Source organism: Rhodococcus aetherivorans (genome assembly GCF_011058165.1).
In the GTDB taxonomy this organism is placed as follows: domain Bacteria; phylum Actinomycetota; class Actinomycetes; order Mycobacteriales; family Mycobacteriaceae; genus Rhodococcus; species Rhodococcus aetherivorans.
On the sequence record NZ_JAALEG010000010.1, the window covers coordinates 40,438 to 65,077 of the forward strand.

22 protein-coding genes are annotated in these 24,640 nt (G+C 68.8%); 11 read left to right on the top strand and 11 right to left on the bottom strand.

Features of this window, described 5'->3' with window-relative positions:
* Positions 1 to 81 precede the first annotated feature (81 nt).
* The 7 genes from G6039_RS06465 to G6039_RS06495 all read right to left on the bottom strand — a co-directional run bounded on the left by G6039_RS06465 (position 82) and on the right by G6039_RS06495 (position 9,785).
* The gene (locus tag G6039_RS06465) at positions 82 to 1,134 is read right to left on the bottom strand and encodes a beta-keto acid cleavage family enzyme (protein ID WP_006939913.1); all 1,053 of its coding nucleotides are present in this window, start codon (positions 1,132 to 1,134) and stop codon (positions 82 to 84) included.
* Between the two features lie 42 nt (positions 1,135 to 1,176).
* Positions 1,177 to 2,076 carry a TauD/TfdA dioxygenase family protein gene (locus G6039_RS06470; protein WP_029546439.1) on the bottom strand — a complete coding sequence of 300 codons (900 nt, stop codon included), beginning with the start codon at positions 2,074 to 2,076 and terminating at the stop codon, positions 1,177 to 1,179.
* A 64-nt stretch (positions 2,077 to 2,140) separates the two neighbouring features.
* Positions 2,141 to 3,115 (bottom strand): quinone oxidoreductase family protein, encoded by a 975-nt coding sequence (locus tag G6039_RS06475; protein WP_029546438.1) that lies wholly within the window; start codon positions 3,113 to 3,115, stop codon positions 2,141 to 2,143.
* 481 nt (positions 3,116 to 3,596) lie between these two features.
* The gene (locus G6039_RS06480; protein ID WP_029546437.1) at positions 3,597 to 6,386 is read right to left on the bottom strand and encodes a cation-translocating P-type ATPase; all 2,790 of its coding nucleotides are present in this window, start codon (positions 6,384 to 6,386) and stop codon (positions 3,597 to 3,599) included.
* A gap of 28 nt (positions 6,387 to 6,414) precedes the next feature.
* Positions 6,415 to 7,215, bottom strand: a complete 801-nt coding sequence (ppk2, locus tag G6039_RS06485; protein WP_235194020.1) for a polyphosphate kinase 2 — start codon at positions 7,213 to 7,215, stop codon at positions 6,415 to 6,417.
* Positions 7,216 to 7,647: 432 nt separating this feature from the next.
* Positions 7,648 to 8,691 carry a YeiH family protein gene (locus G6039_RS06490; RefSeq protein ID WP_006939902.1) on the bottom strand — a complete coding sequence of 348 codons (1,044 nt, stop codon included), beginning with the start codon at positions 8,689 to 8,691 and terminating at the stop codon, positions 7,648 to 7,650.
* 56 nt (positions 8,692 to 8,747) lie between these two features.
* Positions 8,748 to 9,785, bottom strand: coding sequence for an AraC family transcriptional regulator (locus tag G6039_RS06495; RefSeq protein ID WP_043798026.1), 1,038 nt, complete (start codon positions 9,783 to 9,785; stop codon positions 8,748 to 8,750).
* Positions 9,786 to 10,174: 389 nt separating this feature from the next.
* On the opposite strand from G6039_RS06495, the gene G6039_RS06500 reads away from it, so the two are divergent.
* From G6039_RS06500 to G6039_RS06515, 4 genes are read left to right on the top strand one after another with little or no spacing between them, the layout of a single operon-like run.
* On the top strand, positions 10,175 to 10,672 hold the full coding sequence (locus tag G6039_RS06500) for a methylated-DNA--[protein]-cysteine S-methyltransferase (protein WP_006939898.1): 498 nt from the start codon (positions 10,175 to 10,177) through the stop codon (positions 10,670 to 10,672).
* Complete coding sequence (locus G6039_RS06505) at positions 10,659 to 11,150, top strand: RNA polymerase sigma factor (protein WP_006939896.1); 492 nt, start codon at positions 10,659 to 10,661, stop codon at positions 11,148 to 11,150. The genes G6039_RS06500 and G6039_RS06505 overlap by 14 nt, the downstream gene beginning before the upstream one ends.
* Positions 11,147 to 11,734 carry a methylated-DNA--[protein]-cysteine S-methyltransferase gene (locus G6039_RS06510; protein WP_043798021.1) on the top strand — a complete coding sequence of 196 codons (588 nt, stop codon included), beginning with the start codon at positions 11,147 to 11,149 and terminating at the stop codon, positions 11,732 to 11,734. The genes G6039_RS06505 and G6039_RS06510 overlap by 4 nt, the downstream gene beginning before the upstream one ends.
* Positions 11,731 to 12,594, top strand: a complete 864-nt coding sequence (locus G6039_RS06515; RefSeq protein WP_029546431.1) for a DNA-3-methyladenine glycosylase family protein — start codon at positions 11,731 to 11,733, stop codon at positions 12,592 to 12,594. Before G6039_RS06510 ends, G6039_RS06515 begins: the two co-directional genes overlap by 4 nt.
* On the opposite strand, the gene G6039_RS06520 is transcribed toward G6039_RS06515, so the two are convergent.
* From G6039_RS06520 to G6039_RS06535, 4 genes are all read right to left on the bottom strand, one after another.
* A complete protein-coding gene (locus G6039_RS06520; RefSeq protein WP_029546430.1) occupies positions 12,573 to 14,120 on the bottom strand; it encodes a bifunctional 3'-5' exonuclease/DNA polymerase in 1,548 nt (515 codons plus the stop codon). The genes G6039_RS06515 and G6039_RS06520 overlap by 22 nt on opposite strands.
* Before the next feature lie 274 nt (positions 14,121 to 14,394).
* Positions 14,395 to 15,261, bottom strand: a complete 867-nt coding sequence (locus G6039_RS06525; RefSeq protein WP_006939890.1) for a 3-hydroxyacyl-CoA dehydrogenase — start codon at positions 15,259 to 15,261, stop codon at positions 14,395 to 14,397.
* Positions 15,258 to 15,923, bottom strand: a complete 666-nt coding sequence (locus tag G6039_RS06530) for a TetR/AcrR family transcriptional regulator (protein ID WP_006939889.1) — start codon at positions 15,921 to 15,923, stop codon at positions 15,258 to 15,260. The genes G6039_RS06525 and G6039_RS06530 overlap by 4 nt, the downstream gene beginning before the upstream one ends.
* 260 nt (positions 15,924 to 16,183) lie before the next feature.
* Positions 16,184 to 17,509 (bottom strand): YhgE/Pip domain-containing protein, encoded by a 1,326-nt coding sequence (locus G6039_RS06535; protein ID WP_029546428.1) that lies wholly within the window; start codon positions 17,507 to 17,509, stop codon positions 16,184 to 16,186.
* Between the two features lie 211 nt (positions 17,510 to 17,720).
* On the opposite strand from G6039_RS06535, the gene G6039_RS06540 reads away from it, so the two are divergent.
* The 7 genes from G6039_RS06540 to G6039_RS06570 all read left to right on the top strand — a co-directional run bounded on the left by G6039_RS06540 (position 17,721) and on the right by G6039_RS06570 (position 24,635).
* Positions 17,721 to 17,918 carry a hypothetical protein gene (locus tag G6039_RS06540; RefSeq protein WP_043798017.1) on the top strand — a complete coding sequence of 66 codons (198 nt, stop codon included), beginning with the start codon at positions 17,721 to 17,723 and terminating at the stop codon, positions 17,916 to 17,918.
* A gap of 274 nt (positions 17,919 to 18,192) precedes the next feature.
* On the top strand, positions 18,193 to 19,680 hold the full coding sequence (locus tag G6039_RS06545; RefSeq protein WP_043798014.1) for a class I adenylate-forming enzyme family protein: 1,488 nt from the start codon (positions 18,193 to 18,195) through the stop codon (positions 19,678 to 19,680).
* Positions 19,681 to 19,740: 60 nt separating this feature from the next.
* Positions 19,741 to 20,811: an NADP-dependent oxidoreductase gene (locus G6039_RS06550; protein ID WP_051446009.1), complete on the top strand. Its 1,071-nt coding sequence runs from the start codon at positions 19,741 to 19,743 to the stop codon at positions 20,809 to 20,811.
* Between the two features lie 125 nt (positions 20,812 to 20,936).
* A complete protein-coding gene (locus tag G6039_RS06555) occupies positions 20,937 to 21,701 on the top strand; it encodes an SDR family NAD(P)-dependent oxidoreductase (protein ID WP_029546425.1) in 765 nt (254 codons plus the stop codon).
* A 94-nt stretch (positions 21,702 to 21,795) separates the two neighbouring features.
* Positions 21,796 to 22,914 (top strand): extracellular solute-binding protein, encoded by a 1,119-nt coding sequence (locus G6039_RS06560; protein WP_051446008.1) that lies wholly within the window; start codon positions 21,796 to 21,798, stop codon positions 22,912 to 22,914.
* 84 nt (positions 22,915 to 22,998) lie between these two features.
* The gene (locus tag G6039_RS06565) at positions 22,999 to 23,826 is read left to right on the top strand and encodes a mycofactocin-coupled SDR family oxidoreductase (protein WP_043798012.1); all 828 of its coding nucleotides are present in this window, start codon (positions 22,999 to 23,001) and stop codon (positions 23,824 to 23,826) included.
* On the top strand, positions 23,823 to 24,635 hold the full coding sequence (locus G6039_RS06570) for an SDR family NAD(P)-dependent oxidoreductase (RefSeq protein WP_050036000.1): 813 nt from the start codon (positions 23,823 to 23,825) through the stop codon (positions 24,633 to 24,635). Before G6039_RS06565 ends, G6039_RS06570 begins: the two co-directional genes overlap by 4 nt.
* The last annotated feature ends 5 nt before the right edge of the window (positions 24,636 to 24,640 follow it).

Consider the following 24,640-nt stretch of genomic DNA (forward strand, 5'->3'; position numbering starts at 1 on the left):
ACGGGAGAGGTGGCACCCACGGCCGGGGCACGCACGGTGCTGTGTGCGTGCCCCTCCGGGGAGGTGTCCGGTGTGCCTGGCTCAGGCGTGCTGGGTGAAGCCGCGCTGGCCGGGCTTGCGGTTGGGTGCGAAGCCGACCTTGGCGAGGGTCTCGTCGGCGTCGGCGTAGCGCTCGTCGAGCTTGTAGATCTCGCGGGCCTCCTTGCCGGTGGCCACCTGCCGGCCGAGTTCACCGGCGATGCGCACGAGCTGTTCGATCTGCTGGACCGAGGTCATCTTCTCCTTGGTCGGCGTCCACAGGGTGTCCTCGTTGCCGACCCGGCAGTGCAGGCCCATCGCGATTGCCATGGTGTTGATCGGCAGTACCGACCGCATCAGGGTCTCGAGGGTCAGCACCGCGCCGTCGGGGGTGCGGCGGATGAACTCCATCATGTTGTAGGGGTTGGGGCCGTCGAACCCACCGCCGATACCGACCCAGGTCACCATCAGCGGGCCGGTGTAGACGCCGCGGCGGATCAGCCGTTCGACGGTTTCGAGCTGCGGGATACTCGAGAGCTGGAAGTGCGGCTGGATACCCTTGGCCTGCAAGCGCTTCAGGTGCTCTTCGACCCATTCCGGGCCGGCCGGGACGACCATCTCACGGTACGCCTCCCACACCTCGGGACGCTCGAAGGAGGTACCGCGGATGTCGTCGGGGGTCATCAACTCCACGATGTTCATCTGGCTGGTGTTGATGGCGATGGTGACCTGATCCGGGGCTGGATCGAGCTCGGCCAGCATGTGGCGGGCGTCGTCCGAGAGCCACTTGGCGTCGGCGCCCTCCCCCTCGGGGGCGAACGAGATCGACCCACCGACCTGCAGGATCATGTCGGGCACGGCCTCACGCAACCGGCCGAGCAGCTCGTTGAACTTCGACAGCCGCTTGGAGCCCTTGCCGTCGAGTTCACGCACGTGGATGTGCAGGACGGTCGCGCCGGCGTCGTAGCAGTCCACCGCCTGCTGGACGTGCTCGTCCATGGTCAACGGCAGGTCCTCGCGGAAGTCGTCGAGTTCCCATTCCGGGCCGTACGGCGCGGCGGTGATGACCAGTTTCTCCTGGTTCTCGGGGAACAGGGAATCGTCGAGGAAGTGCATCTGTGGTCTCCGTTTCAGAGTCGATGAGGAAGGAAGAGGAAGTCAGAAGGGGCGGTCGCCGATGATCCCGGCGCGCTCCATCTTGCGTACGGCGGGCCAATAGTCCTGCACCGCATAGTGTTGGGTGGAACGGTTGTCCCAGATGGCGATGCTGTTCTTCGTCCACCGCCAGCGCACCTGGTACTCGGGGATCGCGGCCTGGCTGATCAGGTACTGCAGCAGATTGCCGGCGCCGGGGGCGTAGTCGATCCCGAACCGGACATTGTCGGGGGTGTGGTAGTTGACCAGGTGCGTGGCAAAGGCGTTGACGAACAGGATCTTCTCGCCGGTCTCGGGGTGGGTGCGCACCACCGGGTGCTCCGCGTCCGGGTACCGCGCATGCAGCTGATGGCGCTGTTCCATCGGCAGGGCGGCACCGAAGCTCGCCTCGATGCTGTGCCGGGCCCGCAGTCCGGCGACCTGTTCCTTCACCGGCGCGGGCAGCCGCCGGTACGCCTCGGCCATGTTCACCCAGACGGTATCGCCACCGACCGGCGGCGTCTCCACGCACCGCAGCACGCACCCCATGGGCGGGTTCTGCCGCCATGTGGCGTCGCAGTGGTAGGCGTTCTCGTAGTGCTCGGGCGGGCTGTCGACGTCCTTGTAGATCCGCACCAGGCCAGGGTTGTCGGGGTCGCTGCCGACCATCGGGTGATCCTCGAGCGGACCGAACCGTTCGGCCAGCGCCACATGCTCGGCGCGAGTGATGTCCTGGTCGCGGAAGAAGAGCACCTTGTGTTCGAGCAGGAGCGCGTGCAGCTGCTCGAACAGCGCATGGTCACGCGAAACCTCCCCGAGGTCGACGTCGAACAGCTCGGCGCCGATGGTGCAGGTGAGCGGTTCGACGCGGAACTCCCGCGTGGTGGCCGTGGTCGTCTCCGACGGCCGGGTGGTGGTAGTCATGACAGATCCTTCGTGGGTGGTGGGATGGCGGTGGCGTCCGGAGCAACATCCCGCCCGGCCGGGGTCAGAGGGTGAAGACCGACGAGCCGATGCTGCGACCGGCTTCGAGATCGTGGTGGGCGCGGACCGCGTCTTCGAGTGCATACCGCTGGTTGATCTCGATCGCGATCTTCCCGGTGGCGACGTGGGAGAACAGCTCTCCGGCGAGTTCGGCGCGCTCGGCCGGGTCGGCGATGTAGTCCGCGAGCGCCGGACGGGTCACGAACAACGATCCCTTGACCGCGAGCTGCATTGCGTCGATCGGGGGGATGGGCCCGGAGGCGGTACCGAAGCAGACCAGCAGACCGCGGCGCGCCAGCGAATCGAGGGAGGTCGGGTACGTCGTCTTGCCGATGCTGTCGTACACCACGGGAACGCCGGCGCCGTCCGTCAGTTCCCGCACTCGCTGCGCGACGTCCTCCTGCGTGTAGATCACGACGTGATCGCACCCGTGGGCGCGCGCTGTCTCGGCCTTCTCCTCGCTCGAGACCGTCCCGATCACGTTGATTCCCAACAACTTCGCCCACTGGGTGAAGATCAGGCCCACGCCTCCCGCCGCGGCGTGCAGCAGTACGGTGTCCCCGGCCTTCAGCGGGTGGATGCGGCGCAGCAGGTAGGCGGTGGTCAAGCCGCGCATGGTCATCGCCGCGGCGGTGTCGAACCCGATGGCATCGGGCAGGGGGATCAGGTGTTCGGCGGGCATCACGCGCTCGGTGCTGTAGGCGCCGAGCGGGCTGCCGGTGTAGGTCACCCGATCGCCTTCCCGCACGTGCGCCACGTCCGGTCCGACGGCCTCGACCACGCCGGCGGCTTCGACACCCATGCCGGCCGGCAGGGGGGCGGGGTACAGGCCGGTGCGGAAGTACGTGTCGGCGAAGTTGAGACCCACGGCCTCGTGCCGGATCCGGACCTCGCCCGGGCCGGGGTCTCCGACCTCGACGGCTTCCCACCGCATGACCTCGGGGCCACCGGTTTCGTAGAAGCGGACGGCTTTTGCCACAGTCTTCTCCTTGTCGCGCCTGCCGGCCCGTTCCACGGGGCAGGCTTCGGCGTCTTGATGTTTCCTCGGGATGTAATTGCTTCCCGCTGTACGGGATCCGGTCTGTCGAGGGCACGTTGCCGTACCCGACGGCGGTCGGTGTTCCGGCGGGAGGAGGTGGGCGATGTCGCGGCCGTGGCCGACGTTCCCTCTCCCCAACCGGCTCTGTGTGATGGACCTAACAGTAGTGGAGTGTCTGCCCGAATGCTTATCCCTGAGGGACGTAATTCTGTTCATTTGGGGACATGCCCTGTGCACTGGGGAAGGCTCCCGGTCCGGGCGGATCACCACATCCGGACTCGTCGATCGGATCAGGTCGACGTGGGCCGCGAATCCGGTGAGGAATCAGCGCGTCCCGGGCCGGTTCCAGGGGACGGCGCAGCAGGCCGACAACCCCACCGGTGTCGACTACCGAACCGGCTCGTGCCCGCCGGAGTCGACGTCAGTGCGTACCGGCTCGTTGCGGGCCGACTGCGGCCTCGGGCGGAAGCAGTGCCGGCGGTCCCGATCGGCGGCGGCGGCGCAGCGCCTTCTCCGCTTCGACGACGATCGGGACGATCAGCGCCCAGCCGAGGCAGGCGAGCCACTGGCCTCCGGTCAGCGACGTGGTCATCAGAAGTTCTTGGAGGAAGCCGATTTCGACGGCGAATACGGTAACCACGACGGGAATCGACAGGATCTTCAGCGCCCCGAGTATCGGGGCCTCCAGGCCGGATTCCGGATCGCGGCGCATGACGAGTCCGGCGAGAACGGATCCGAACGACAGCACCACGAATGCCGTCGTCATGGGGACGTTCGCTTCGGTGGTGCTCATCTCGCCCGGGGCGAGGAGCATCGCGGCGAGGGTGACGGCGAACTGCAGGATGCCGTAGGCCAGCCACTGCGTGAACGCCCTCCGGTTGGCGATGGGCAGCTTCGGGTCGCGGGGCGCTTTGTTCATCAGGTCGGGCGCCGGCGGGTCGAGCATGATGACGGCGACCGGGAACAGAGTGATGAAGAAGTGCTGGAACAGCACCATCAGCGGGGTGAGTGCGACGCCGTCGTTGATGTCGAAGATGCTCGCGACGAGGAACAGCAGAACCAGTGAGAACAGTTTCGACATCTGGTAACGGATGTAGGAGACGATCTTGTCGTAGATGTTGCGGCCAAGGCGGATCGCGCTGATCAGGGTCCCGAAGTTGTCGTCGGTGAGGACCATCTTGCCGGCCTGTTTGGTGACTTCGCTGCCCGATCCCATGGCGACACCGATGTCGGCCTTCTTCAGCGCGGCGGCGTCGTTGACGGCGTCGCCGGTCATCGCCACGACCGCGCCGGTCTTCTGCATGACGTCGGCGAGGCGGAGTTTGTCCTGCGGGGTGACGCGGCCGAACACGTGCAGGTCGGGCAGGGCAGCCGACAGTTCCTCGTCGGTCATGGCCTGCAGTTCGGTGCCACCGATCGCGCCCGGTCCGAGGCCGAGTTCGGCGGCGATGGCGGATGCGGTGATCGCGTGGTCTCCGGTGATCATTCGGACTTCGATGCCGGCCTCGTGGGCGGTGCGCACGGCATCGATTGCCTCCGGCCGGAGTGGGTCGATGATGCCGACCATGCCGACGAACGTGAGGTCCTCGACGAACGACATGGGGTCGGCTTGCACGGCCTGCTCCTGCCCGTCGAGCACGCGTGCTGCGAACGCCAGGACGCGCAGGCCCTTCTCGGACATGGCCTGGTTCGCCGCGATCAGTTCCTGCCGGACGTCGCCGATCGGTACCGCCTGCCGGCCGGGACGGAAGGCGTTCGTGCACCGCGCGAGAACGACGTCGGGTCCGCCCTTGACCAGTTCCACGAATCGGGTGGTGCCGTCGACCGGTAGGTGGTGGAACGTCGCCATGAACTTGTACGCGGAGTCGAACGGCACGGCGGCGACGCGGGGATACGTCCGCCGGGTCTGGGGAGCGTCGACGCCGACCTTCGCTGCGAGCACCACCAGGGCGGCCTCGGTGGGATCGCCGACCACCTGTCCGGAGTCGGAGACGGTGGCGTCGCTGTCGAGGCACAGCCCGTAGGCGAGCAGGGTGAAGTCGGGGGCCGCCTCGCCCGCGACGTGGGTGACGCGCCCCGACTTGCTGTATCCCTCACCGTCGACGGTGTACCACCGGCAGTGGAAGTACAGTGACCGCACGGTCATCTGGTTCATGGTCAGCGTGCCGGTCTTGTCGGAGTTGATCGCGCTGGTGGCGCCGAGGGTCTCGACGTCGGTGAGGTTCTTCACGACGGCCTTCGCCTCGGCCAGCTGGCGGGCGCCGTAGGCGAGCATGGCCTGGACGAACGTCGGCAGGCCGGTCGGGATCGCGGAGACCCCCATGGAGATGCCCAGCAGCAGGACCGTGGTCACGCTCTGTCCGCGGATCACTCCGAGGACGACGATGAGGGCGACCGCGGTCCACGCGATGATGCCGAGCACCTTGGTGAGCGAATTCAGTTCGCGTTGCAGCGGCGACTTGCTCGGCGTGACGGCCGAGAGCATCGAGGCGATGCGGCCCATCTGGGTGTGCATACCGGTTTCGGTGACCACCATGGTGGCGGTGCCGCGCGTGACCGAGGTGTTCTGGAAGACCATGTTGCTGCGATCGCCGAGGGGGACGTCGGCGGCGCCGAGGGTCTGGGGATCCTTCGGGACGGGGGCGCTTTCGCCCGTCAGTGCCGCCTCCTGCGTCTCGAGGGTGGCCGAGGTGAGCAGTCGGCCGTCCGCGGGGACGATGTCGCCCGCCTCGAGCTGCACGACATCGCCCGGCACCAGGTCGGTGGCGGCGAGCTGAACCAGTGTCCCGTCACGGGTCACCCGCGCCTGCGGGGTCTGCATCTTCGCCAGTGCGTCGACGCTGGCGCGGGCCTTCAACTCCTGCCGGGTGCCCAGGACCACGTTGAGTCCGACGAGTACGGCAACGACGATCGCCGTGGGGATCTCCCCGATGACGACACTGACGACCGCCACCGCGACCAGCATCAGGTTCATCAGGTCCTTCAGCTGGAGCAGCGCGAGCGCCCGTGCCGACGGTGCGGGTTCGGAGACGATGCTGTTGGACCCGTAGCGTCGTCGACGCTCGCCCGCCTCGTCGCTCGTCAGTCCGGTCTGCGTGTCGGTGGCCAGTGCGGACACCACGACGTCGGCCCTCTGGGCGTGCCACGTCGTGTGCGTTTGCCCCGTAGCGGGGATGTCCGACCGTTTCGGCGTGCGTTCTGTCGAGGCCATGGCTGACAGGTCCTTCCCGGCGCGGATGTCAGTAGGGAGTGGGTATCCAGTGCAGCGGTTGTGTCGTCACCCGGTAACCGTCGGGCTTCTGCCGCGCCGGGAGGGTGATGTCGTGACCTTCCAGGGGCTCATAGGGGATCTTGCTCAGCAGATGGCTGATGATGTTGAGCCGTCCGCGCTTCTTGTCGTCGTTGTCGGCGACATACCACGGTGCCCAGCCGGTGTCGGTGAACCGGAACATCTCGTCCCGCGCCCGTGAGTAGTCGTACCACCGGCTGTACGACTGCAGATCGAGGTCCGACAGCTTCCAGATCTTGCGCGGATCGTCGATCCGGCTCTGCAAACGTGCGGTCTGTTGCTCCTCGCTCACCTCGAGCCAGTACTTCAGCAGGATTACACCCGACTCCACGATTGCGCGTTCGACCGCCGGAACGAGCTGGAGAAAGTGGCGCGAGTCCTCCTCGGTGCAAAAGCCCATCACCCGTTCGACGCCGGCGCGGTTGTACCAGCTGCGGTCGAAGATCACGACCTCTCCACCGGCGGGCAGATGCGGCAGATACCGCTGCACATACATCTGCGTCTTCTCCCGCTCGGTCGGTGCGGGCAACGCGACCACGCGGAACACCCGCGGGCTCACCCGCTCGGTGATCGCCTTGATGACCCCACCCTTCCCGGCGGTGTCGCGCCCCTCGAACACGACGCAGATCTTCGCGCCCGACGCCTTCACCCATTCCTGCACCGCGACGAGTTCGGCGTGGAGCGGTCTGAGCAGATGCCGGTACTCTTTGTTCTTCATCGGTGGGGTGAACTCGACAGTCGGCGCGTGCAATTCGCCGGTATCGGCACGAGGCTGCGGCCCGTGCTTCGCGTCCCTGTGCGCCGTGCCCTTCTTCTTCGATTTCGAAGATGCGGATTTCGATCCCACAGCTGTATCTCCTGCCACCAGGAATCCGATGCGATCAAACCCGGGACCGGCCCGGGGCCTTTCCGGTCCGACGTCGAGTTCTCGAGTCCTGCACCGGGGGTGCGGACGATGCGGATGAATCGAGGGGGTATCGCCGGACGTCGCGCTCGCGTGTTCCGTCGATGGCGTGCATGGGTGGGATTCTCCTCCCCACCCCGCCCGATTGGCCGCGTTTCGCGCCAGGACGGTCGGCGCTGTGCCGATTTCGAGGAGCTGTGCCGATTTCGCGGAGCGGCGGGGTGCCCCCTGCCCTCGTTCCTGCGACCCTGCTCGGTGCCGGTCACCGGACGGGGTCGCTCATCCGAACAGCAGGATTCCCGTAAGTGCGAGGGCCGAGACCCATGCCGTGGATGCGGCGGCGAGGGCGAAGGGCCGCCAGCCCACGCCTCGGAGGACGTCGATGCGTACGCCGGTCCCGAGCGCGAACATGGCGGCGGTGAGCAGCGCGGTCTGCGCAAGTCGAGCCGACCCGAGGACCTGATCAGGGAGCAGACCGGTGGCGCGCAGGGCCACGCAGCCGAGGAAGCCGAGGAGGAAGAGCGGCACCAGCGGTGGGCGCCGCGTGTCGGCCTGCGTGGCGGTGACGCGGCGCGAGGCCACGCCGATCCAGGCGATCACGGGCGCGAGCAGCGCGACCCGGGCGAGTTTCACCGTCACCGCCACCGTGAGAGCGGTCGCTCCGGCCGCGCCGGCACCGTGGGCGTCGATGGCCCCGCCGGCGGCCACGACCTGCGCCACCTCGTGGATCGCGGCGCCGGCCCACACGCCTGCCCGAGTGTGGTCGAGCCCGAGCGCGGACGCCGCGAGCGGGAGGCCGGGGATCATCGCAGTGCCGAAGACGACCACCAGTGCGACGGCGGTGACCACCTCCTGCTTCCGGGCCTCGACGACCCCGTCCGCGGCTGCGACGGCGGCCGCTCCACAGATCGAGAATCCGCACGCGATGAGCAGTCGCTGCGTCCAGCCGAGACCGAGGATCCGGCCCAGTGCCATGGTTCCGGCGATGCCGCAGGACACGACGGCGACGACGATGCCGAGCACGCCCCAGCCGAGGTCCAGGACGTCGGTGACCAGGAGCTGAAGTCCCAGGAGCGCGACTCCGACGCGGAGCAACCGCCGGGAAGCCATGGTGATGCCCGGTTCGGTGACGGTCGGCAACCTCGTGGTGTTGGCCAGCAGTGCACCGGCGAGAATCGCGATCAGCAGGGGGCTGAGGCCGTCGACGAGTGCCGACGCAGCGAGCGCAGCCGCGGCACCCGCGCCGCAGAGAACGAGTCCGGGGACGGGCGTGCGCAGGCGAACCGAGACCGGCGGTGCGGGCGTGGTGGGGGATACGGCCATGGTGCCCAGCCTGACGGCTCCCGGGTCGGGCGGATAGACCGTGTTTCCGCATCACGTCATATCGATTCGATATGGCGCACCCGGTGCTGATCCGACGACGATTCTCCGGCGCGCCACCGGCTGGGGGTGCACCCGAAGCGCTTCCGGAACCAGCGCGAGAAGCTGCTGGGCGAGGAGAATCCGAGCAGGTCGGAGACTTCGGTCAGGGAGTAGCGCCGGTTGCCGACCATGTGCCCGGCCAGTTCGGCGCGGACCGAATCCAGGAGCGACGAGAAGGTGTGGCCTTCCTCGGCGAGTCTGCGGTGCACCGTCCTGCGGTCCACCCCCAGGCTGCGAGCGACCTGCTCGATCGAGCAACGACCGGTGGGAAGCAGGAGTTCGATCAGTTCGCGGACACGATTGAGAGTCGTCGCCTCGCGTGTGGCGTGCATCGAGTCCAGGAGTTGTTGGGTGTAGGGCCGCAACAGCGGATCGGACATCGTATTGGGGGCGTCGAGATCTTTGGCATAGAGGGTGATTCCGTCGAAGTCCTGCTCGAATTCGACGACGGGTCCGAAGAGTCGGAGGTGAGTGCGCATGCTGCGCGGAGCCGGATGGGAGAACGACACGGTGACGGGCTGCCAGGCCGGCCCGAGAAAGCCTTGCAGCAACCGGTGCAGAACTCCGACGGCGAGTTCGACAGACTGGCGGAAGGTCCCCGGCTGCCCCAGGTCGAGGGTGAGTCGGAGGGTTGCGACACCGCCGTGCTCGTTCAGGCGGATGCGCAGGGCTTCGTTGTACATGTGCTCGTGGCGCATGAGGACCTTCAGGGCGCTGCGGACGTCCGGTTCCTCCCGGATGACCAGGCTCAGCGGGCCGAGGTTGGAGAATCGCCGGCGCTCGGCGAGGGCGAGGCCGAAGTCGTCCCGGCCGGACTCGGCGGCGGAGCGTTCGAGCAACTCGGCGATCGCCGCCGCCGGCACCCAGCGGTCCTGCAGGCTCAGGCTGGCCGGGTCCAGGCCCGCGCTCCTGGCGAGAGAGGCGGGATTCAAGCCCAGCGAGTGGGCGAGCTCGACGTAGTTGTTCAGTGAGGCATAGCGTGCGAGAGGCTTCAACTGCCGCTTCCTGTCCCGAATCGATAAGCCACGCGACGAGTGATGACGACTATATCGGCGTCGACCGGGAGGCTCGACGCCGCGACCGCGGGTTCGCCCGGCCCCGGGACGGGGCCACGCCCGCGAGACGGGAAGAAAGAAAAAGGACCGGCACGTCCGGTCGCCTCACGGCGACAGGCGCAATGCAGCTCCAGCCGGACGGAACTCTGCAAAGGCAAAACAACTGAGCCCGGGGGACACGGAGCGTGCCGATCCGAACTCTTCAACACCGCCCCCGTCCCCGATATTCCATCCCCGCCCGAGTGAACTGCATCTCCGATCGCTGGTTTCTCACAATTCTCTCCGCCGATGCGTCTACCTCGTATACGCCGGATGGAAGGATCAACCCCGTGAACGCGACGCGAACCCACACGGTCGTCGACTCACCGATCGGACCGCTGACCCTGGTGCGGACGGACGGAGCACTCAGTGGCCTGTACCTCGCCGAACACCGGCACCGGCCCGGCCCGCGCACCTTCGGAGACGTCGCGGCGACCGGTTTCGAGGAGGTCACCGAGCAGCTCGCCGAGTACTTCGCCGGGCAGCGCACCGAGTTCACCGTGGCCCTGGCACTGCACGGCACCGCCTTCCAGCTCCGCGTCTGGCAGGCGCTGCGGACCGTCGCATACGGCACGGTGTGCACCTACACGGACCTGGCCGCCGCCGTCGGGCACCCCACGGCCGTGCGGGCGGTAGCCGCCGCGAACGGCCGCAACCCCGTCAGCATCGTCGTGCCGTGTCACCGCGTGATCGGCCGCGACGGCAGCCTCACCGGATATGCCGGGGGTCTCGCCCGCAAGCGCTACCTGCTCGACCGGGAGGCGCAGGTGACCCATGCCGTCCCCTGACCCGCTGCCGCCGTTCGAGCGGGTCGTCGCCGAGCACGGCGCCACCGTCCTGCGGGTGTGCCGCGCGCTGCTCGGTCCGGTCGACGCCGACGACGCGTGGTCCGAGACGTTCCTCGCCGCGCTGCGCGCCTACCCGGCGCTGCGTCCGGGCAGCAACGTCGAGGCGTGGCTCGTCACGATCGCGCACCGCAAGGCCGTCGACGTCCACCGTGCCCGGGCGCGGACCCCGGTGCCCGTCGCCGCCCTGCCGGAACGCCCCCTCGCCTCCGGGATGCCCGAGCCCGACGACGACCTGTGGTCGGCGGTGGCCGCGCTGCCGTTCACTCAGCGCGCCGCCGTCGTCTACCACCACGTCGTCGGCCTGCCCTATGCCGAGATAGCCGCGATCCTCGGCAACTCCACCGACGCCGCGCGCCGCGCCGCCGCCGACGGCCGGGCCGCGCTGCGCCGCCGCTACCCGACGGAGGAACCGTCATGACGCTCGAATCGTCGCCTGTCGATGCTGCCGGCCTGACGCGCCTGCACGCGCGGCTGATCCTCGACGCCGAGGCCGCCGACCTGCTCGACGTCGCCTACCGGATCGTCGACACCCCCGTGGGACCGCTGCTGCTCGCCGCCACCCCCGCCGGCCTCGTGCGTGTCGCCTACGCCGCCGAGGATCACGAGGCGGTCCTCGCCCGGCTCGCCGCCGACATCAGCCCGCGCATCCTCGCCGCGCCCGCCCGGCTCGACGACGCCGCCCGCCAGCTCGACGAGTACTTCCGCGGCGCCCGCACCGCGTTCGACCTGCCGCTCGACCTGCGCCTGGCCCGGGGCTTCCGCCGCGAGGTCATCACGCACCTGCCGGGCATCGGCTACGGCCGTACCGCCAGCTACGCCGAGGTGGCGGCCGTGGCCGGCAGCCCGCGTGCCGTCCGGGCGGTGGGTACGGCGTGCGCGCGGAATCCGTTGCCCGTCGTCCTGCCGTGCCACCGGGTGGTGCGCAGCGACGGAGACCTCGGCAGGTACGTGGGCGGCGTGGACGCCAAGCGCGCCCTGTTGCGGCTCGAGGCCGCGGCGTGAGCGTCGCCCTGCGGTTGGCGGTGACGCCGCCGCTGGCCACCGCCCCGATGCTGGCGGCCCTGCGCAGCCACACCGTCGCCGGTCTCGAACGACACGACGCGGCCACCGGCACGCACGTGCGGTCGGTGCGGGGCCGGCACGGCCCGGCGGTGGTCGCGATCCGGCCCCGGCCGGCCGCCGAGCACGTGCCCATCCGGATCGACGCGGACCGCCGCGACCTGCCCGAGGTCGAGCAGTTGGTCCGGCGGTGGCTGGACCTCGACGCCGAGCCTGCCGTGATCGACGCGGCGCTCGGCGCCGATCCGCAGCTCGCCCGGATGGTGGCTGCCCGGCCGGGACTGCGCGTGCTCGGGACGACGGACTGGTTCGACACCGCCGTGCAGACCGTGCTGGGCCAGCAGGTCAGCGTCGCCGCCGCCGCCACGTTCGCCGGCCGGCTCGTCGCCCGCTACGGCGATCCGGGATCCGGTGCTATGCGCTGCTTTCCGGCCCCGGAGCGGCTCGCCGCCGCGGATGCCGACGAGATGCAGGGGGCGGTGGGGCTCACCCGGGCACGGGTGCGGACCGTGCTGGCGCTCGCTCGCGCCGCGGCCGACGGGCTCGATCCGGCCGAACCGGTGCGGTTCCGCACCGATCTGGCGGCACTGCCCGGCATCGGGCCGTGGAGCGTGGACTACCTCGCCGTCCGCGTCCTCGGGGACCGTGACGCGTATCCCGCCGGAGATCTGGTGCTGCGCAGGGCCCTCGGCGTGGGTTCTGCCCGCGAGGCGACGGCCCGGGCCCGGCAGTGGAGTCCGTGGCGGGCCTACGCCGCGTTCCACCTGTGGACGCACGCCGCCTACGGCTCGTCCTCGCCGTAACGGTCCCGTATCGAGACATGCATGGGGAAAAGAACTTTCGTGTCACCGAACAACAGCCGGGTCGCCGACTCCACCGCGGCGGACAGGTGCGCCGTCGCGGCCTCCGGGGTGCGGGTGTGGACCACGATCTCGTCGTGCTGGAAGAAGACGAGTTCGCCGGTGTCGTCGGCGGCCAGGCGCAGGCGCAGATCGGCCAGCACGCACAGCGCCCATTCAGCGGCCGTCGCCTGAACGACGAAGTTGCGGGTGAACCGCCCCCGCGCCCGCGCGTCGCCGTGCGCGAAGAAGTCGGCACCCGGCGGCGGGCACGCGCGGCCGAGCCACGAATGCACCACCTCACCGCGCTCGCCGGCACGTGCGGCGCGTTCCACGAACTCCACCGCCTCGGGAAAGCTCCTGCGCAGCAGGGTGAGCAGCGCACGTGACTCGCCGGCCGTCGCACCGTAGAGCACGCCGAGCACGGCCACCTTCGCCTTCGCCCGGTCACCGCCGAACGCGGCCGCAGCCACCGGTGCGTACAGGTCGTCGCCGCCCGCCGCCGCCGTCATCCGCGGGTCGCCGGACATCGCGGCCAGAATGCGCGGTTCGAGCTGGCCGGCGTCTGCGATCACGAAGACGTGCCCGTGCTCGGCGATCACGCTCGACCGCAGCGCCTTCGGGATCTGCAGGGCCCCGCCGCCGCGGCTCGCCCAGCGCCCGGACACCACGGCACCGGGCACATAGACCGGATGGAACCGCCCGCCGCGCACCCAGGTGTCGAGCCACTGCCACCCGTTGGTGCTGTGCAGCTTCGACAGATCCCGGTGCTGCAAGAGCAGCGGCACCGCCGGATGGTCGAGTTCGCGCAGCACCCATTTGCGGGTGGACGACAGGTCGATGCCTTCGCGTCGGAACGCCTCGAGAATTTCGGTGTGCGAGGCCGGATTCAGCGCACGGCCGAACACCTCGCCGATCCGTGCGTTCAGTTCGGTGATCCGGGGCGGCAGCCCGTCGTCGGCGGGGCGCGGACCGAGGGTGCGCTCGAGCACGCGGCGGTGGGCGTCGGCGGAGAACGGCAACCCGTCGAAACCCATCTCCGCGGCGGCCAGCGTGCCCGCCGATTCGGCGGCGACGAGCAGTTCGAGCCGGGCATTGCCGGCGAGTTCGGTGCGCTGCCGCTCGAACTCGGCGAGCACGGTCTCGGGGTCGACGGTGGGGGCGACGTCGAACAGCCCGGGGCGCTCGTCGACCGGTTGTTGCTCCGGTGGTGCGGGAATCCCGGCGCGTACGTTCAGGATCGCGCGTGTGGACGCCAGATCGTGGCATCGGCGCACCCGGACCCCGGCGCGCAGCAGGGCGGGGTACACGGTCGCGGTGCCGGTCCAGATCCACCGCGGCGGGTCCGCCGCCTCGAGCGTCCGCGCGGCCGTCGCGAGGTCGTCGTGGTATTCGGCCGCGGCGAGCGGGCGTCCGTCGGCGCCGACCGGAACGGTCCATCCGCCGGGCGGCTGCCCGCCGGCGGTGTCGGGAACCAGTACGGTGCGCACCCGTCCAGTCTGCACCGCCGTGCCGACACCGCCGGCGGACGGTCCCGTCCACCGTCGCCTCCGGACCCGCACGGTTACTCGGAAAGCAGGCCGGACTCCTCGAGCAGGTCGCCGATCTCCGTCGTCTCCAGCTTTGCGATCAGATTCTCACGCAACAGTTTCGGATAGGGAGGCGAGCCCGGCCCCGACGAACCATGCTGTCCTCTCGTCCACCCCTGTGGGCTTGCGGGGCTGCTGTAGGACGTGAGGCGTCGCCCCTTCGCGGTATCTGCCGCTACTTGTCGTTGGGGTAGCGGTAGAACCCTTCGCCGGTCGCCGCACCGAGCTTGCCGGCGTCGATGTAGTTCTCCTTCAACCATGCGGCGATGGTCCGGTCCTTCTCGTCGCCGTGGGACAGGATGTTGTAAGGCGTGGTGAGTCCGATGACGTCGTAGATCTGGAAGGGACCCATGGGTGCGCCGGTGGCGATCCGCCACACCCTGTCGACGTCCTCGGGGTCGGCGTAGCCGCCCGCGGCGAGCTCACCGGCGGCGTTGAGGAACGGCACCAGCAGCGAGTTCAGGACGTAGCCGGCCTTCTCCTTGTGGATCGGGACCGGGACCATGCCGATGGCCGCGGCGAAGTCGACGACCTGGTCGAACACCGCGGGGTCGGTGTCGTCGGTGCCCATGATCTCGGCCGTGTTGAACTTCCACACCTGGTTGGCGAAGTGCAGCGCGAGGAACTTGTCGGGACGGCCGGTGAAGTCCTTCATGTCGCTCGGCAGGAGTGTGGAGGAGTTGGTGGCGAAGATCGTGTCCGCGGGTGCGACCTCGCCCAGCTTCGTGTAGGTGTCCCGCTTGATGTCGAGGACCTCGGGCACGGCCTCGACGACGAGGTCGGCGTCCCGGACGGCGTCTGCGAGGTCGGAGGACAGGCGGATGCCGGTCGCGGCCGCCTCCGCCTTCCCGTCGCCGGCACCGGGAACCTCACGCTGGTACGTCTCGGCGAGTTCGCCGAAGCGCTTCTGCGCGTTGGCGAGGGCGTCGTCGCTGATGTCGTAGGCGGTGACGGCGAATCCGCTGTAGGCGGACTGGAACGCGATCTGTGCGCCGAGGACCCCGGTCCCGAGGACGGTCACCTTGCTGATCCGGCTGGTCATGCTTCCTTCTTTCGTTGTGGGGAGGACGCGCCCGGTTCCGGCCCGCTGCGGGCCGGGCGGTCGTCGTCGAGTGCCGCGAAAAAACCCGTGACGATCTGGTCGATCTGGGCGTGCAGGTCGGCCTCGGGGTCGTCGTCGGGATGCGCACCGGTGAATGCGCGCGCAAGTATCAGGTGCAGGATCGCGAAGATGCTCCGGCCGGCGTGCCGGGCCTGGTCCTCCGCTCGTCTCTCGTCCAGCCCACGGTTCCGCGCGGCCTCGACGAGCCGACGCGCGATCGTCTCCTCGAAGCGGGCGACGAGATCGAGTCCCTCGGAACGGTATTTCTCGCTTGCGGAGCCGAACAGCAGCTCACGTTGGTAGTTCACCGTGTTCTCGACGTGGCTGTCGGCGGCCTCGAGAATAGGTCGGACGACGGCCTGCACCGCGTCCACCGGGTCGCGCCGCGATCGTGACTCGCGGTCGCCGGCGCTCAGGGCCGACCGGAACTGCTGGTTGTAGACCATCATCAGCAGTTCGCCCTTGGACGTCGCGTAGCGGAACAACGTTCCAGCCGCGACGTCCGCACGTTCGGAGATCTGCTGTGTCGTGACTCCCGCGAAGCCCTTCTCGGCGAACAACGATGCGGCGGCGGCGAAGATGCGGGACTGCTTGTCACGCATGTTCCGGTCTCGACGACCCGGAGTTCCCGATGAGGTAACCATCCTGCGCCTCCCAAAATGAGTGGACTCATTAATGAGCGTACTCCGATACCGTCCTGCAGGCACCCGATGTGCCCGCCCGGCGTCGCCGTCGAGGACCCGTTTCATCCCCCGTTTCACCCCGTCGCGGCTGGGCCGGGCGGAATCGGAACGCTACGTTCGAGACCTGGGACCCCGCTGCTCTGCCCTCGAGGAGCAGCGGGGTCCTGTCTTTCGCGTCGTTACGCTGCGGCGGACACAGGCTCCGCGTCGCTGCGGCGGTGGAATCCGCGCACGTCGTAGATCCGGGTCACCACCCCACCCAGCACGAGGCCGATGCCGAGTCCGAGGAGTGTCATCAGGGCGCCCCGGGTCAGACCCGCCGGCCCGCTGCCGTCGAAGTACAGGATGGCCCGGGTCGCGATGTACACCTGGTGCATCGGTTCGAACGTCGACAGCCACGAGTACAACGGCGGCATGGCCTCGAGTGGCACGGTGCCTCCCGACGACGGCAGGCCCAGGATGATGAAGATCAACAGGTTCACCAGCAGTCCGGCGGAACCGAACACGGCCATCACCGAGATCGAGGTGACACCCACGGCGGTGATCGCGAGGGCGCCGTACTCCCACAGCAGCAGGGCGCGGGTCACGGGCATGCCGAGCAGGGTGGCGATCCAGAGGTAGAGCGCGGAGACGATCAGTGCCAGGATCACCATGATCGCCCACTTCACGAGCAGGACCCGGAACCGCGACAGGTGCGCCGTCTTCCGGTCGACGTACCAGGGCCCGTACTCGGTGGGGACGAAGCCGAGGGCGCTGTCGACGAGCGAGTTGACGATGGTGGCGCCGGTGAAGCCCGCGAGGATGAGCAGCAGCGTGTAGTAGAACGCGGACAGGCCCAGTCCGGTGCCGTCGGGCAGGGGCTTGTGCTCGACGAAGCGGATGTCGATCGGATCCGCCAGCACCAAGCGGCTTCCGCCGGACAACTGCAGATCCGGGGCACTGGTGGCGAGGGTACCGGTGACCGTGGTGGTGAGTTGCTCCCCGACGGTCGTGTTCACGGTGGTCAGGGCGCGGTCGGCGATCGACTCGACGATGCCCTTGCCGAAGGTGCCGGTGCGCGGGTTGGTGTAGACGGTGATGATCGGCTTCTCGATGTCGCCGGGGATCACGCTGCCCTGCGCAAGAATCGACGTGCGTTTGGTGAAGTCGCTCGGAATCACGATCGCCCCGTAGAGCCGGCCCGAATCGAGTCCCGAGGTCGCCGCGGAGATCCCGACCTGTTGCAGATCGATCTCCTCCGGATCGACCCCGTCGGCGATGGCGGCGGTGATCTCGGCGCCGAGGTTGCGCTGCTGATCCGAACCGGGGAGCACGTCGCCGACATCCTGGTTCACGATCGCGACCGGGAACTTGTGCAGATTGTCGGCCGGATTGATCATGCTGCCGATGTAGAGGGCCGCCAGGGCCGCCATCACGGCGGTCACCACGACGACCGGCGCCAGCCAGAAGCGGGGGCTGCGCAGTGTGCCGGCGTGGGGGTCGGCGCTGATCTCCGTCGAACTCATTCCGGGCCTTCCATGGTGCGTGCAGTCGGGTAGTGCGGGTGGCCGGTCGGAACGGGCCGGCCACTCAATTGTGCACGCCCGTGAGCAGATAAGCGTCCTACTCGGCCCACTCGTGGCAGGAGACACGTCCCCGCCTCTCGCGCGAGATGGCTCACTCATGGGCACGCTGGGGGCCGAGTGAGCGAATGTATCGTGCTGTCGGTCTGATCGAGTGAGCGATACATTCGCTGTTCATCCCGCAGGGCGCGCCGTCATCGGTAAGAACGCCACCGCCGACGATGTCACCATCGGCCTGTATTTCCCGATCGGGTGCCTGCTCGTGGCAGGAGTGATGCTGGCGCTGGTGAAGCTGCCGCGGGTTGCGGCGCCGGTGGACACCACGAAACTGGTCAGGCCCACAAACGTCTGAGCCCGAGGCTTGACGCAGCCCTTCGACCTCATGGTCGGAGGGCTGCGCGGCGTCAGGAGTGCCTCTTGCCGCCTCGACAGGTCGTCTTCCTGGGGTTATGCAGCACCGGGACGCAGAACTACTATTACCTTCACAAATATTGCCATAGTTGCTATGGTTCACATCGGGATGGAGAAGTGACGTGAAGCACTTCCCTGTTCCTTCGAGGAGGGCGTCGGCCGGAAGCGCAGATGAGGTCGTCGCATCGTGAGCGTGTTCTCAGATAGGTGGTGAAATGGGCATCGCAATGGTCCTGGACATGGCGTCGTCGGCCACACCCGATCGGCTCGCAATGGGCCGTCGGTCCGACGGGACGACCTACGGCCGGCTCGACGAACTTGCGGCCAGAGGAGCCACGCTCCTGGAGGAACTCGGCGCGGGTCACGTCGTCTTCGTGGGCGTGAACGGCCCCGTTCTGCCGGTCCTGATGTTCGCCTCGGCACGCGCCGGCATCCCGCTCGCGCCGCTGAACTACCGACTCGGCGCCGACCAGCTACGCGAACTGATCGAGCGGCTCGACCAGCCGATCGTCGTCGCCGACGACGTGTACGTCGACAAGCTCTCCGGGCTCTCGCACCGGATCGTCACGCCCTCGCAGTTCCTCGAGCTCGCACGCACGACGGAGCGGGCGACGGGGGATCGCTCGGCCGATGACGACACGGCGATCGTGCTGTTCACGTCGGGAACGACCTCGGCACCCAAAGGGGTGTTGCTCCGTCACCGACATCTGCTGTCGTATCTGCTCAATACCGTCGAATTCGGTTCTGCGGGAGAAGAACAGGCGACGCTCGTCAGCACCCCGCCCTATCACATCGCGGGTCTGGGGGCGGTGCTCAGCAACATCTACGCCGGCCGTCGGATGGTGCATTTGCCCGACTTCTCGCCCCAGGCGTGGCTCGATCTCGTCCGAGAGGAGGAGGTATCGAGCGCGATGGTCGTGCCGACGATGCTCGCGCGCATCGTGGAACATCTCGACGGCGCACCCGCCGACACACCGTCCCTCGCGTCTCTCGCGTACGGCGGAGCCCGCATGCCACAGCCGGTGCTCGAAAAGGCCCTGACGGCCTTCCCCGACACCGGCTTCGTGAATGCCTACGGTCTCACCGAGACCAGTTCGACGATCGCCGTGCTCGGTCCCGAGGACCATCGGGCAGCGTTCGCCGACCCTGCCCTCCGCGGTCGGCTTGCTTCTGCGGGACGCATCGTTCCCGGGATGCAGGCCCAGGTCCGGGACGAGGACGACGTGACCGTCCTCGCCGAGGGGGAGACGGGGCTGCTCTGGGTTCGCGGCGCACAGGTCAGTGGCGAGTACATGGGCAAGGGTTCGGTGCTCGACGCGCACGGCTGGTTCCCCACCCGCGACCGCGCCCGGATCGAGGACGGCTTCCTCTACATCGGCGGCCGCGCCGACGACACCATCATTCGGGGCGGTGAGAACATCGCACCGGCCGAGATCGAGGACGTCCTTGTGCATCACGGCCAGGTCCGTGAGGCGGCCGTGATCGGTGTGCCGGACGACGAGTGGGGCGAGCGGATCTGCGCGGTGATCGTGCCGAACAGCGAGGTTCACGACGATGCACAGTCGTTCCGGGCCTGGTGCCGTGAGCGGCTGCGCGGCTCCCGCACACCGGACGACGTCGTGTTCGTCGACGAGCTGCCGCGGACGCCGACCGGCAAGCTCGTGCGGCGCGACCTCGTCGACCGGATCTGCGCCGTCGCCTGACCGCCACTTCCGGGTACCGCCCCGGGCGCTCATCAGCTCTTTCGCAGTTCCCGATCCGACATGGAGGACGAGACCGACGTGAACCTCACCGGCACAGCAGATCCGACTCAGCAGGCGTGGGTGCTGCGCGCCCGGCCGAGCGGCCGGCCACGCGACACCGACGTCGAACTCGTGGCGACGACGATCGGCGCTCCCGGAGCCGGCGAGGTCCGCGTCGCGAACCTGGTGATGTCGGTCGAGCCGTACATGCGGGGGCGCATGGGCGGCGAGGCCACCTACGCGGAGCCCTACGAGATCGGCGAGCCGATGCTCGCCCCGACCGTCGGGCGCGTCACCGAATCCTTCGACAGCGCCGTCCCCGTCGGTGCTCTCGTCCTGCACGACCACGGCTGGCGGGAGCATTCGCTGGTCCCGGCATCCGAGTGCCGTGTCCTGCGGCACGACGACCTCCCGCCCGCCATGCATTTGGGACTGTTGGGGACTCCCGGCATGACGGCATGGGTCGGCGTCGAGCGGATCGCTCGCGTCGTGGCCGGCGATGTCGTGTTCGTGTCGTCCGCCGCCGGAGCGGTCGGCTCGACGGTTGTCCAGCTCGCGAAACTGCGCGGTGCCACGGTGATCGCGAGTGCCGGGTCGCCCGAGAAGGTCGCGCTCACGCGGAGCCTGGGAGCCGACGCCGCGTTCGACTACCACGACGGCCCGATCAAGGACCTTCTGCGCCGTGCGATGACCGAACTCGGTGTCACGGGCGTGGACGTGTACTTCGACAACGTCGGCGGAGAACATCTCGAGGCCGCAATCCGGGTGATCAACGATCACGCCCGCATCGCGCTGTGCGGAATGATCAGCATCTACAACGCGGCCGCGCCGCAACCCGGCCCTAGCAATCTCCTCAAGCTGATCTGGCGGCGCGCGCGCATGGAGGGTTTCCTGCTCGGCGACCACCTCGATGCCCGCGACGAATTCGAGTCGGAAATGGCCGGTCTCGTCCGCTCGGATCGGATTCGCTCGGTGCACACCGAGTTCACCGGTGGCGTCGCGGGCGCGTGGGACGCATTCCTCGGCATGCTCGACGGTACCGCCACCGGGAAGGCCGTGGTCCCGCTTGCCGCGGACACCGCCGGCGGCTGACCGAACCGAACCCGAAAGCACACCTCGATCGGCACCGCTGCTGCGGTACCGGCCTCGAACCTACCGAAAATCCGGCACAGCACCCGAAGTACACGGTGCGGCCCCATACCCGAAGGAGTCACACGATGACCGACCAGGCGCTGCCGTTGGAAGGAAAGGTCGCCCTCGTCACGGGCGGGAGCCGCGGCCTCGGCCGGGAGATGACCCTCGCGTTCGCCCGTGCCGGTGCTGACACCGTGATTGTCAGCCGCAAGGTCGAAAGCTGCGAGAAACTGGCCGCGGAGGTCGCCGAGACCACCGGTCGCCGGGCCCTTCCGCTGGCCTTCCATGTCGGTGACTGGGACGCTCACCAACCGCTCGTCGAACGTGTCTACGAGGAATTCGGCCGCATCGACGTCCTCGTCAACAACGCGGGTATGGCCCCGCTGTACCCGAGCCTTGACCAGGTTTCGGAAGCCTTGTTCGACAAGGTCATCGACGTCAACCTCAAAGGCACCTTCCGCCTCACCGCACTGATCGCGCCGCGGATGGCCGCCGGTGCAGGCGGTTCGATCATCAACATCAGCTCGATCGCGGCCGAACGCCCGACGCCGAACGACCTGCCGTACGCCGCGGCAAAGGCGGGACTGAACGCCCTCACCAAGGGCTTCGCGCAGGCGTACGGGCCAACGGTGCGCGTCAACACGGTCATGGCCGGTGCGTTTCTCACCGACATCAGCAAGGCATGGGACATGGACTACGCCAACGAGATCTTCGAGGCCCTGCCGCTGCAGCGAGCAGGGAATCCGGACGAGATCGTCGGTGCCGCCTTGTACCTGGCCGGCCCTGGGTCCACCTACACCACCGGCGCGATCATCCCGGTCGACGGTGGTCGGACGTCGACCGCCTGATCGGGCGAACCCGTGATCGCGAACCCGTGATCGCCGGAACGCGGTGATCCCCTTTACGTCGGCCGTGCCGACCGTTCGACAGGAGTCGTCCCACATGCGTATTCCCTCCCGGCGCTCGCACGCTGACCGCACCGTCCGTCGCCGGTTCTCTCTCACCCGACCCACCGCCGTGATCGCCGTCGCCGTCGTGTCCACGCTGCTCGCCGCGTGCGGCGGGGGCGGTGACGATCGCATCACCTCCGAGGCCGTCGGAGCGACCGGACCCGCCGGGGACGAGTCGTGGCAGAAGATCGTCGGGGCCGCCGAGGCGGAAGGTGAGGTAACTATCTACTCCTCGAACGCGGCCGATGCCCTCGCCGAACTCGGCCGCCGCTTCGAGGCGGACTACGGGATCCGCGTGAACGTCGTCCGCGACGTCGATGCGAACATCCACCAGAAGGTCGGCGCGGAGGCGGACACCGGCAACCAGGTCGCCGACATCGTCACCCAGGCCACTTCACCCTGGGTCGTCGAGCTCGCGGCCGCCGGTGGGATCGCCGAGCCGATCGGTCCGGCCTTCACCGACCCGTCCTCCGAATACGACACCGACACGTTGCTGCGCGGGTCCGGCGACTTCGTCACCGGCGCCTCCGTGCTGACCTTCGGCTGGAACACCGACCGGTACCCCGCGGGACTGGAAAGCTATGAGGACCTGCTCGACCCGGCGCTTGCCGACGGCAAGATCGGTATCGTGCTGCCGACGTCGACCGCGCACGTCGACTTCTACGGCAGCTACCTCGAGCAGGTCGGTGGTGAGGGCTTCGTCGAAAGGCTCGCCGCGCAGAAGCCGCGGATCTACCCGGGCGCGCTGCCGGTCGCGCAGGCCCTCGCCTCCGGTGAGATCGCCGCGACGGTGTTCGCCCAGGACCAGACGGTGGAGAAAAAGAACGGCGCACCGGTCGACAGCGGGTTCGACAAGCTCGTGTGGGGGGCCCCGATGTACACGTCGATTCTGGCGAAAGCTCCGCACCCCAACGCTGCTCAGCTCCTGGCCAACTACATGGTTACCCCGGCCGGGCAGGAGGCGCTCTCGTTCCGCAACGCGGCCGTGCTGCCGAACGTCTCGTCGGCCGTGACGACGATCGACACGGTGGCGCCGCAGGACCTGAGCGCGATGACGCCCGAGGCGCTGGAGGCCCTGAAGGTCCGGTTCGGCCAGCTGTTCAACCAGTGATCCCTGCCGGCAGTGACTTCCGTTCACCGAGCGCTCTCGAGCGGGTCTCGACAACCAGTGGTATTCCGAGAAGGAGACGGATCGATGGGAAGAGTTGAAGGCAAGGTTGCGCTCGTCACGGGCGCAGCCCGCGGACAGGGCCGGTCGCATGCGCTGCGGCTCGCTCAGGAGGGCGCGGATGTCGTCGTCCTCGACGCATGCACCGAGATCGACTCGGTGCCTTACCCACTCCCGACCGAGGTGGAACTGAAGGAGACCGAGGCGCTGGTCGCCGCGACCGGGCGGCGCGTACTGGCACGCACCGCCGATGTGCGCAGCCAGGAGCAGCTCGACGCGGTCGTCGACGAGGCCCTCGCGGAGTTCGGCCACATCGATATCGTCGCCGCCAACGCCGGCATCGTCGGCTTCCGTCCTACGTGGGAGCTCAGCGACACCGAGTGGCAGGACATGCTCGACGTCAACCTCACCGGCGCCTTCCATACCGTCAAGGCGGTCGTGCCGGCGATGATCGAGGCCGGCCGGGGTGGTTCGATCGTCATCACGAGCTCGATCCAGGCCATGCTCGGCTCCGCCAACATCGCCCACTACAACGCTTCCAAGAGCGGCGTCATGGGCCTGATGCGCACGCTCGCCGCGGAACTCGGCCCGCACGGCATCCGGGTGAACACCGTCAACCCGAGCGCCGTCGAAACCCCGATGCTGCTGAACGAGGCCACCTTCCGCATCTTCGGCCCGGATCTGGAGAACCCGGGGCCGGACGACCTGTGGGAACGCTCCAAGAACCGCAATCCGATGGGCGTCGGGTGGCTTTCGGCGGCCCACCTGAGCAACGCGGTGCTGTTCCTGGCTTCCGACGAGGCCCAGTACATCACCGGGGTCGCGCTCCCCGTCGACATGGGGGTGCGGCTGTGACGATCACCGAGACCAGCGGAACGACGTCCGCGGACCTGACGCAGCGGCTCGCCGGGCGGCGGGTGTTCCTCACCGGTGGCGGCAGCGGAATCGGCGCGGCCGTCGCACACCGCCTCGCCGCCGAGGGCGCGGCCGTCGCGGTCACCGACGCCCGTGAGGACGCGGCCGTGGAGGTCGCCGATGCGGTGCGCGCGGCCGGCGGCACCGTGATCGGGTCGGTGTGCGACGTCGGCGACGAGGCTTCCGTCGCCGCGGCCGTGGAAGCGGCCGTCGCCGAGTTCGGTGGATTGGACGGGGTGGTCACGTGCGCGGGCATTTCCGGGACCGCGATGCTGCACGAGATGGACCTGGGCCACTGGGAGCGCATCCTGCGGGTGAACCTCACCGGCACATTTCTGCCGCTGCGCGCGACGATTCCGCACCTGCTCGACGCGGACGGGGGGTCGATCGTCACCGTCGGATCGGTCGCGTCGCTGGTGTCCACGAATCTGAACACCCCCGGCTACGACGCGTCGAAGGGGGGCGTCCTGCAGTTGACCCGCTCGGTTGCCATGGGATACGCCGCCCGGGGGATCCGGGCCAACTGCCTGTGCCCGGGTCTGGTGAGCACCGGACTGCGCGCGAATTCCGCCGCGCTGCAGGGCCCGGAGCCGGAGGCCACGCGCAGCCGGGTGGTCGAGAACACGGCGCTGGCGCGGTCCGCGGACCCCGGCGAGATGGCGTCGGTGGTCGCGTTCCTGCTCTCCGACGACGCCTCGTTCATGACCGGAGCCGCGATTGCCGCGGACGGCGGCTTGACCGCGAACTGACGAGA

Excerpts from the sequence above, each read along its gene's own strand:
- G6039_RS06465 (WP_006939913.1), bottom strand. The coding sequence starts at position 1,134 with ATGCACTTCCTCGACGATTCCCTGTTCCCCGAGAACCAGGAGAAACTG.
- G6039_RS06470 (WP_029546439.1), bottom strand. The coding sequence starts at position 2,076 with ATGACTACCACCACCCGGCCGTCGGAGACGACCACGGCCACCACGCGG.
- G6039_RS06480 (WP_029546437.1), bottom strand. The coding sequence starts at position 6,386 with ATGGCCTCGACAGAACGCACGCCGAAACGGTCGGACATCCCCGCTACG.
- G6039_RS06490 (WP_006939902.1), bottom strand. The coding sequence starts at position 8,691 with ATGGCCGTATCCCCCACCACGCCCGCACCGCCGGTCTCGGTTCGCCTG.
- G6039_RS06505 (WP_006939896.1), top strand. The coding sequence starts at position 10,659 with ATGCCGTCCCCTGACCCGCTGCCGCCGTTCGAGCGGGTCGTCGCCGAG.
- G6039_RS06510 (WP_043798021.1), top strand. The coding sequence starts at position 11,147 with ATGACGCTCGAATCGTCGCCTGTCGATGCTGCCGGCCTGACGCGCCTG.
- G6039_RS06525 (WP_006939890.1), bottom strand. The coding sequence starts at position 15,261 with ATGACCAGCCGGATCAGCAAGGTGACCGTCCTCGGGACCGGGGTCCTC.
- G6039_RS06530 (WP_006939889.1), bottom strand. The coding sequence starts at position 15,923 with ATGCGTGACAAGCAGTCCCGCATCTTCGCCGCCGCCGCATCGTTGTTC.
- G6039_RS06535 (WP_029546428.1), bottom strand. The coding sequence starts at position 17,509 with ATGAGTTCGACGGAGATCAGCGCCGACCCCCACGCCGGCACACTGCGC.
- G6039_RS06545 (WP_043798014.1), top strand. The coding sequence starts at position 18,193 with ATGGGCATCGCAATGGTCCTGGACATGGCGTCGTCGGCCACACCCGAT.
- G6039_RS06550 (WP_051446009.1), top strand. The coding sequence starts at position 19,741 with ATGGAGGACGAGACCGACGTGAACCTCACCGGCACAGCAGATCCGACT.
- G6039_RS06555 (WP_029546425.1), top strand. The coding sequence starts at position 20,937 with ATGACCGACCAGGCGCTGCCGTTGGAAGGAAAGGTCGCCCTCGTCACG.
- G6039_RS06560 (WP_051446008.1), top strand. The coding sequence starts at position 21,796 with ATGCGTATTCCCTCCCGGCGCTCGCACGCTGACCGCACCGTCCGTCGC.
- G6039_RS06565 (WP_043798012.1), top strand. The coding sequence starts at position 22,999 with ATGGGAAGAGTTGAAGGCAAGGTTGCGCTCGTCACGGGCGCAGCCCGC.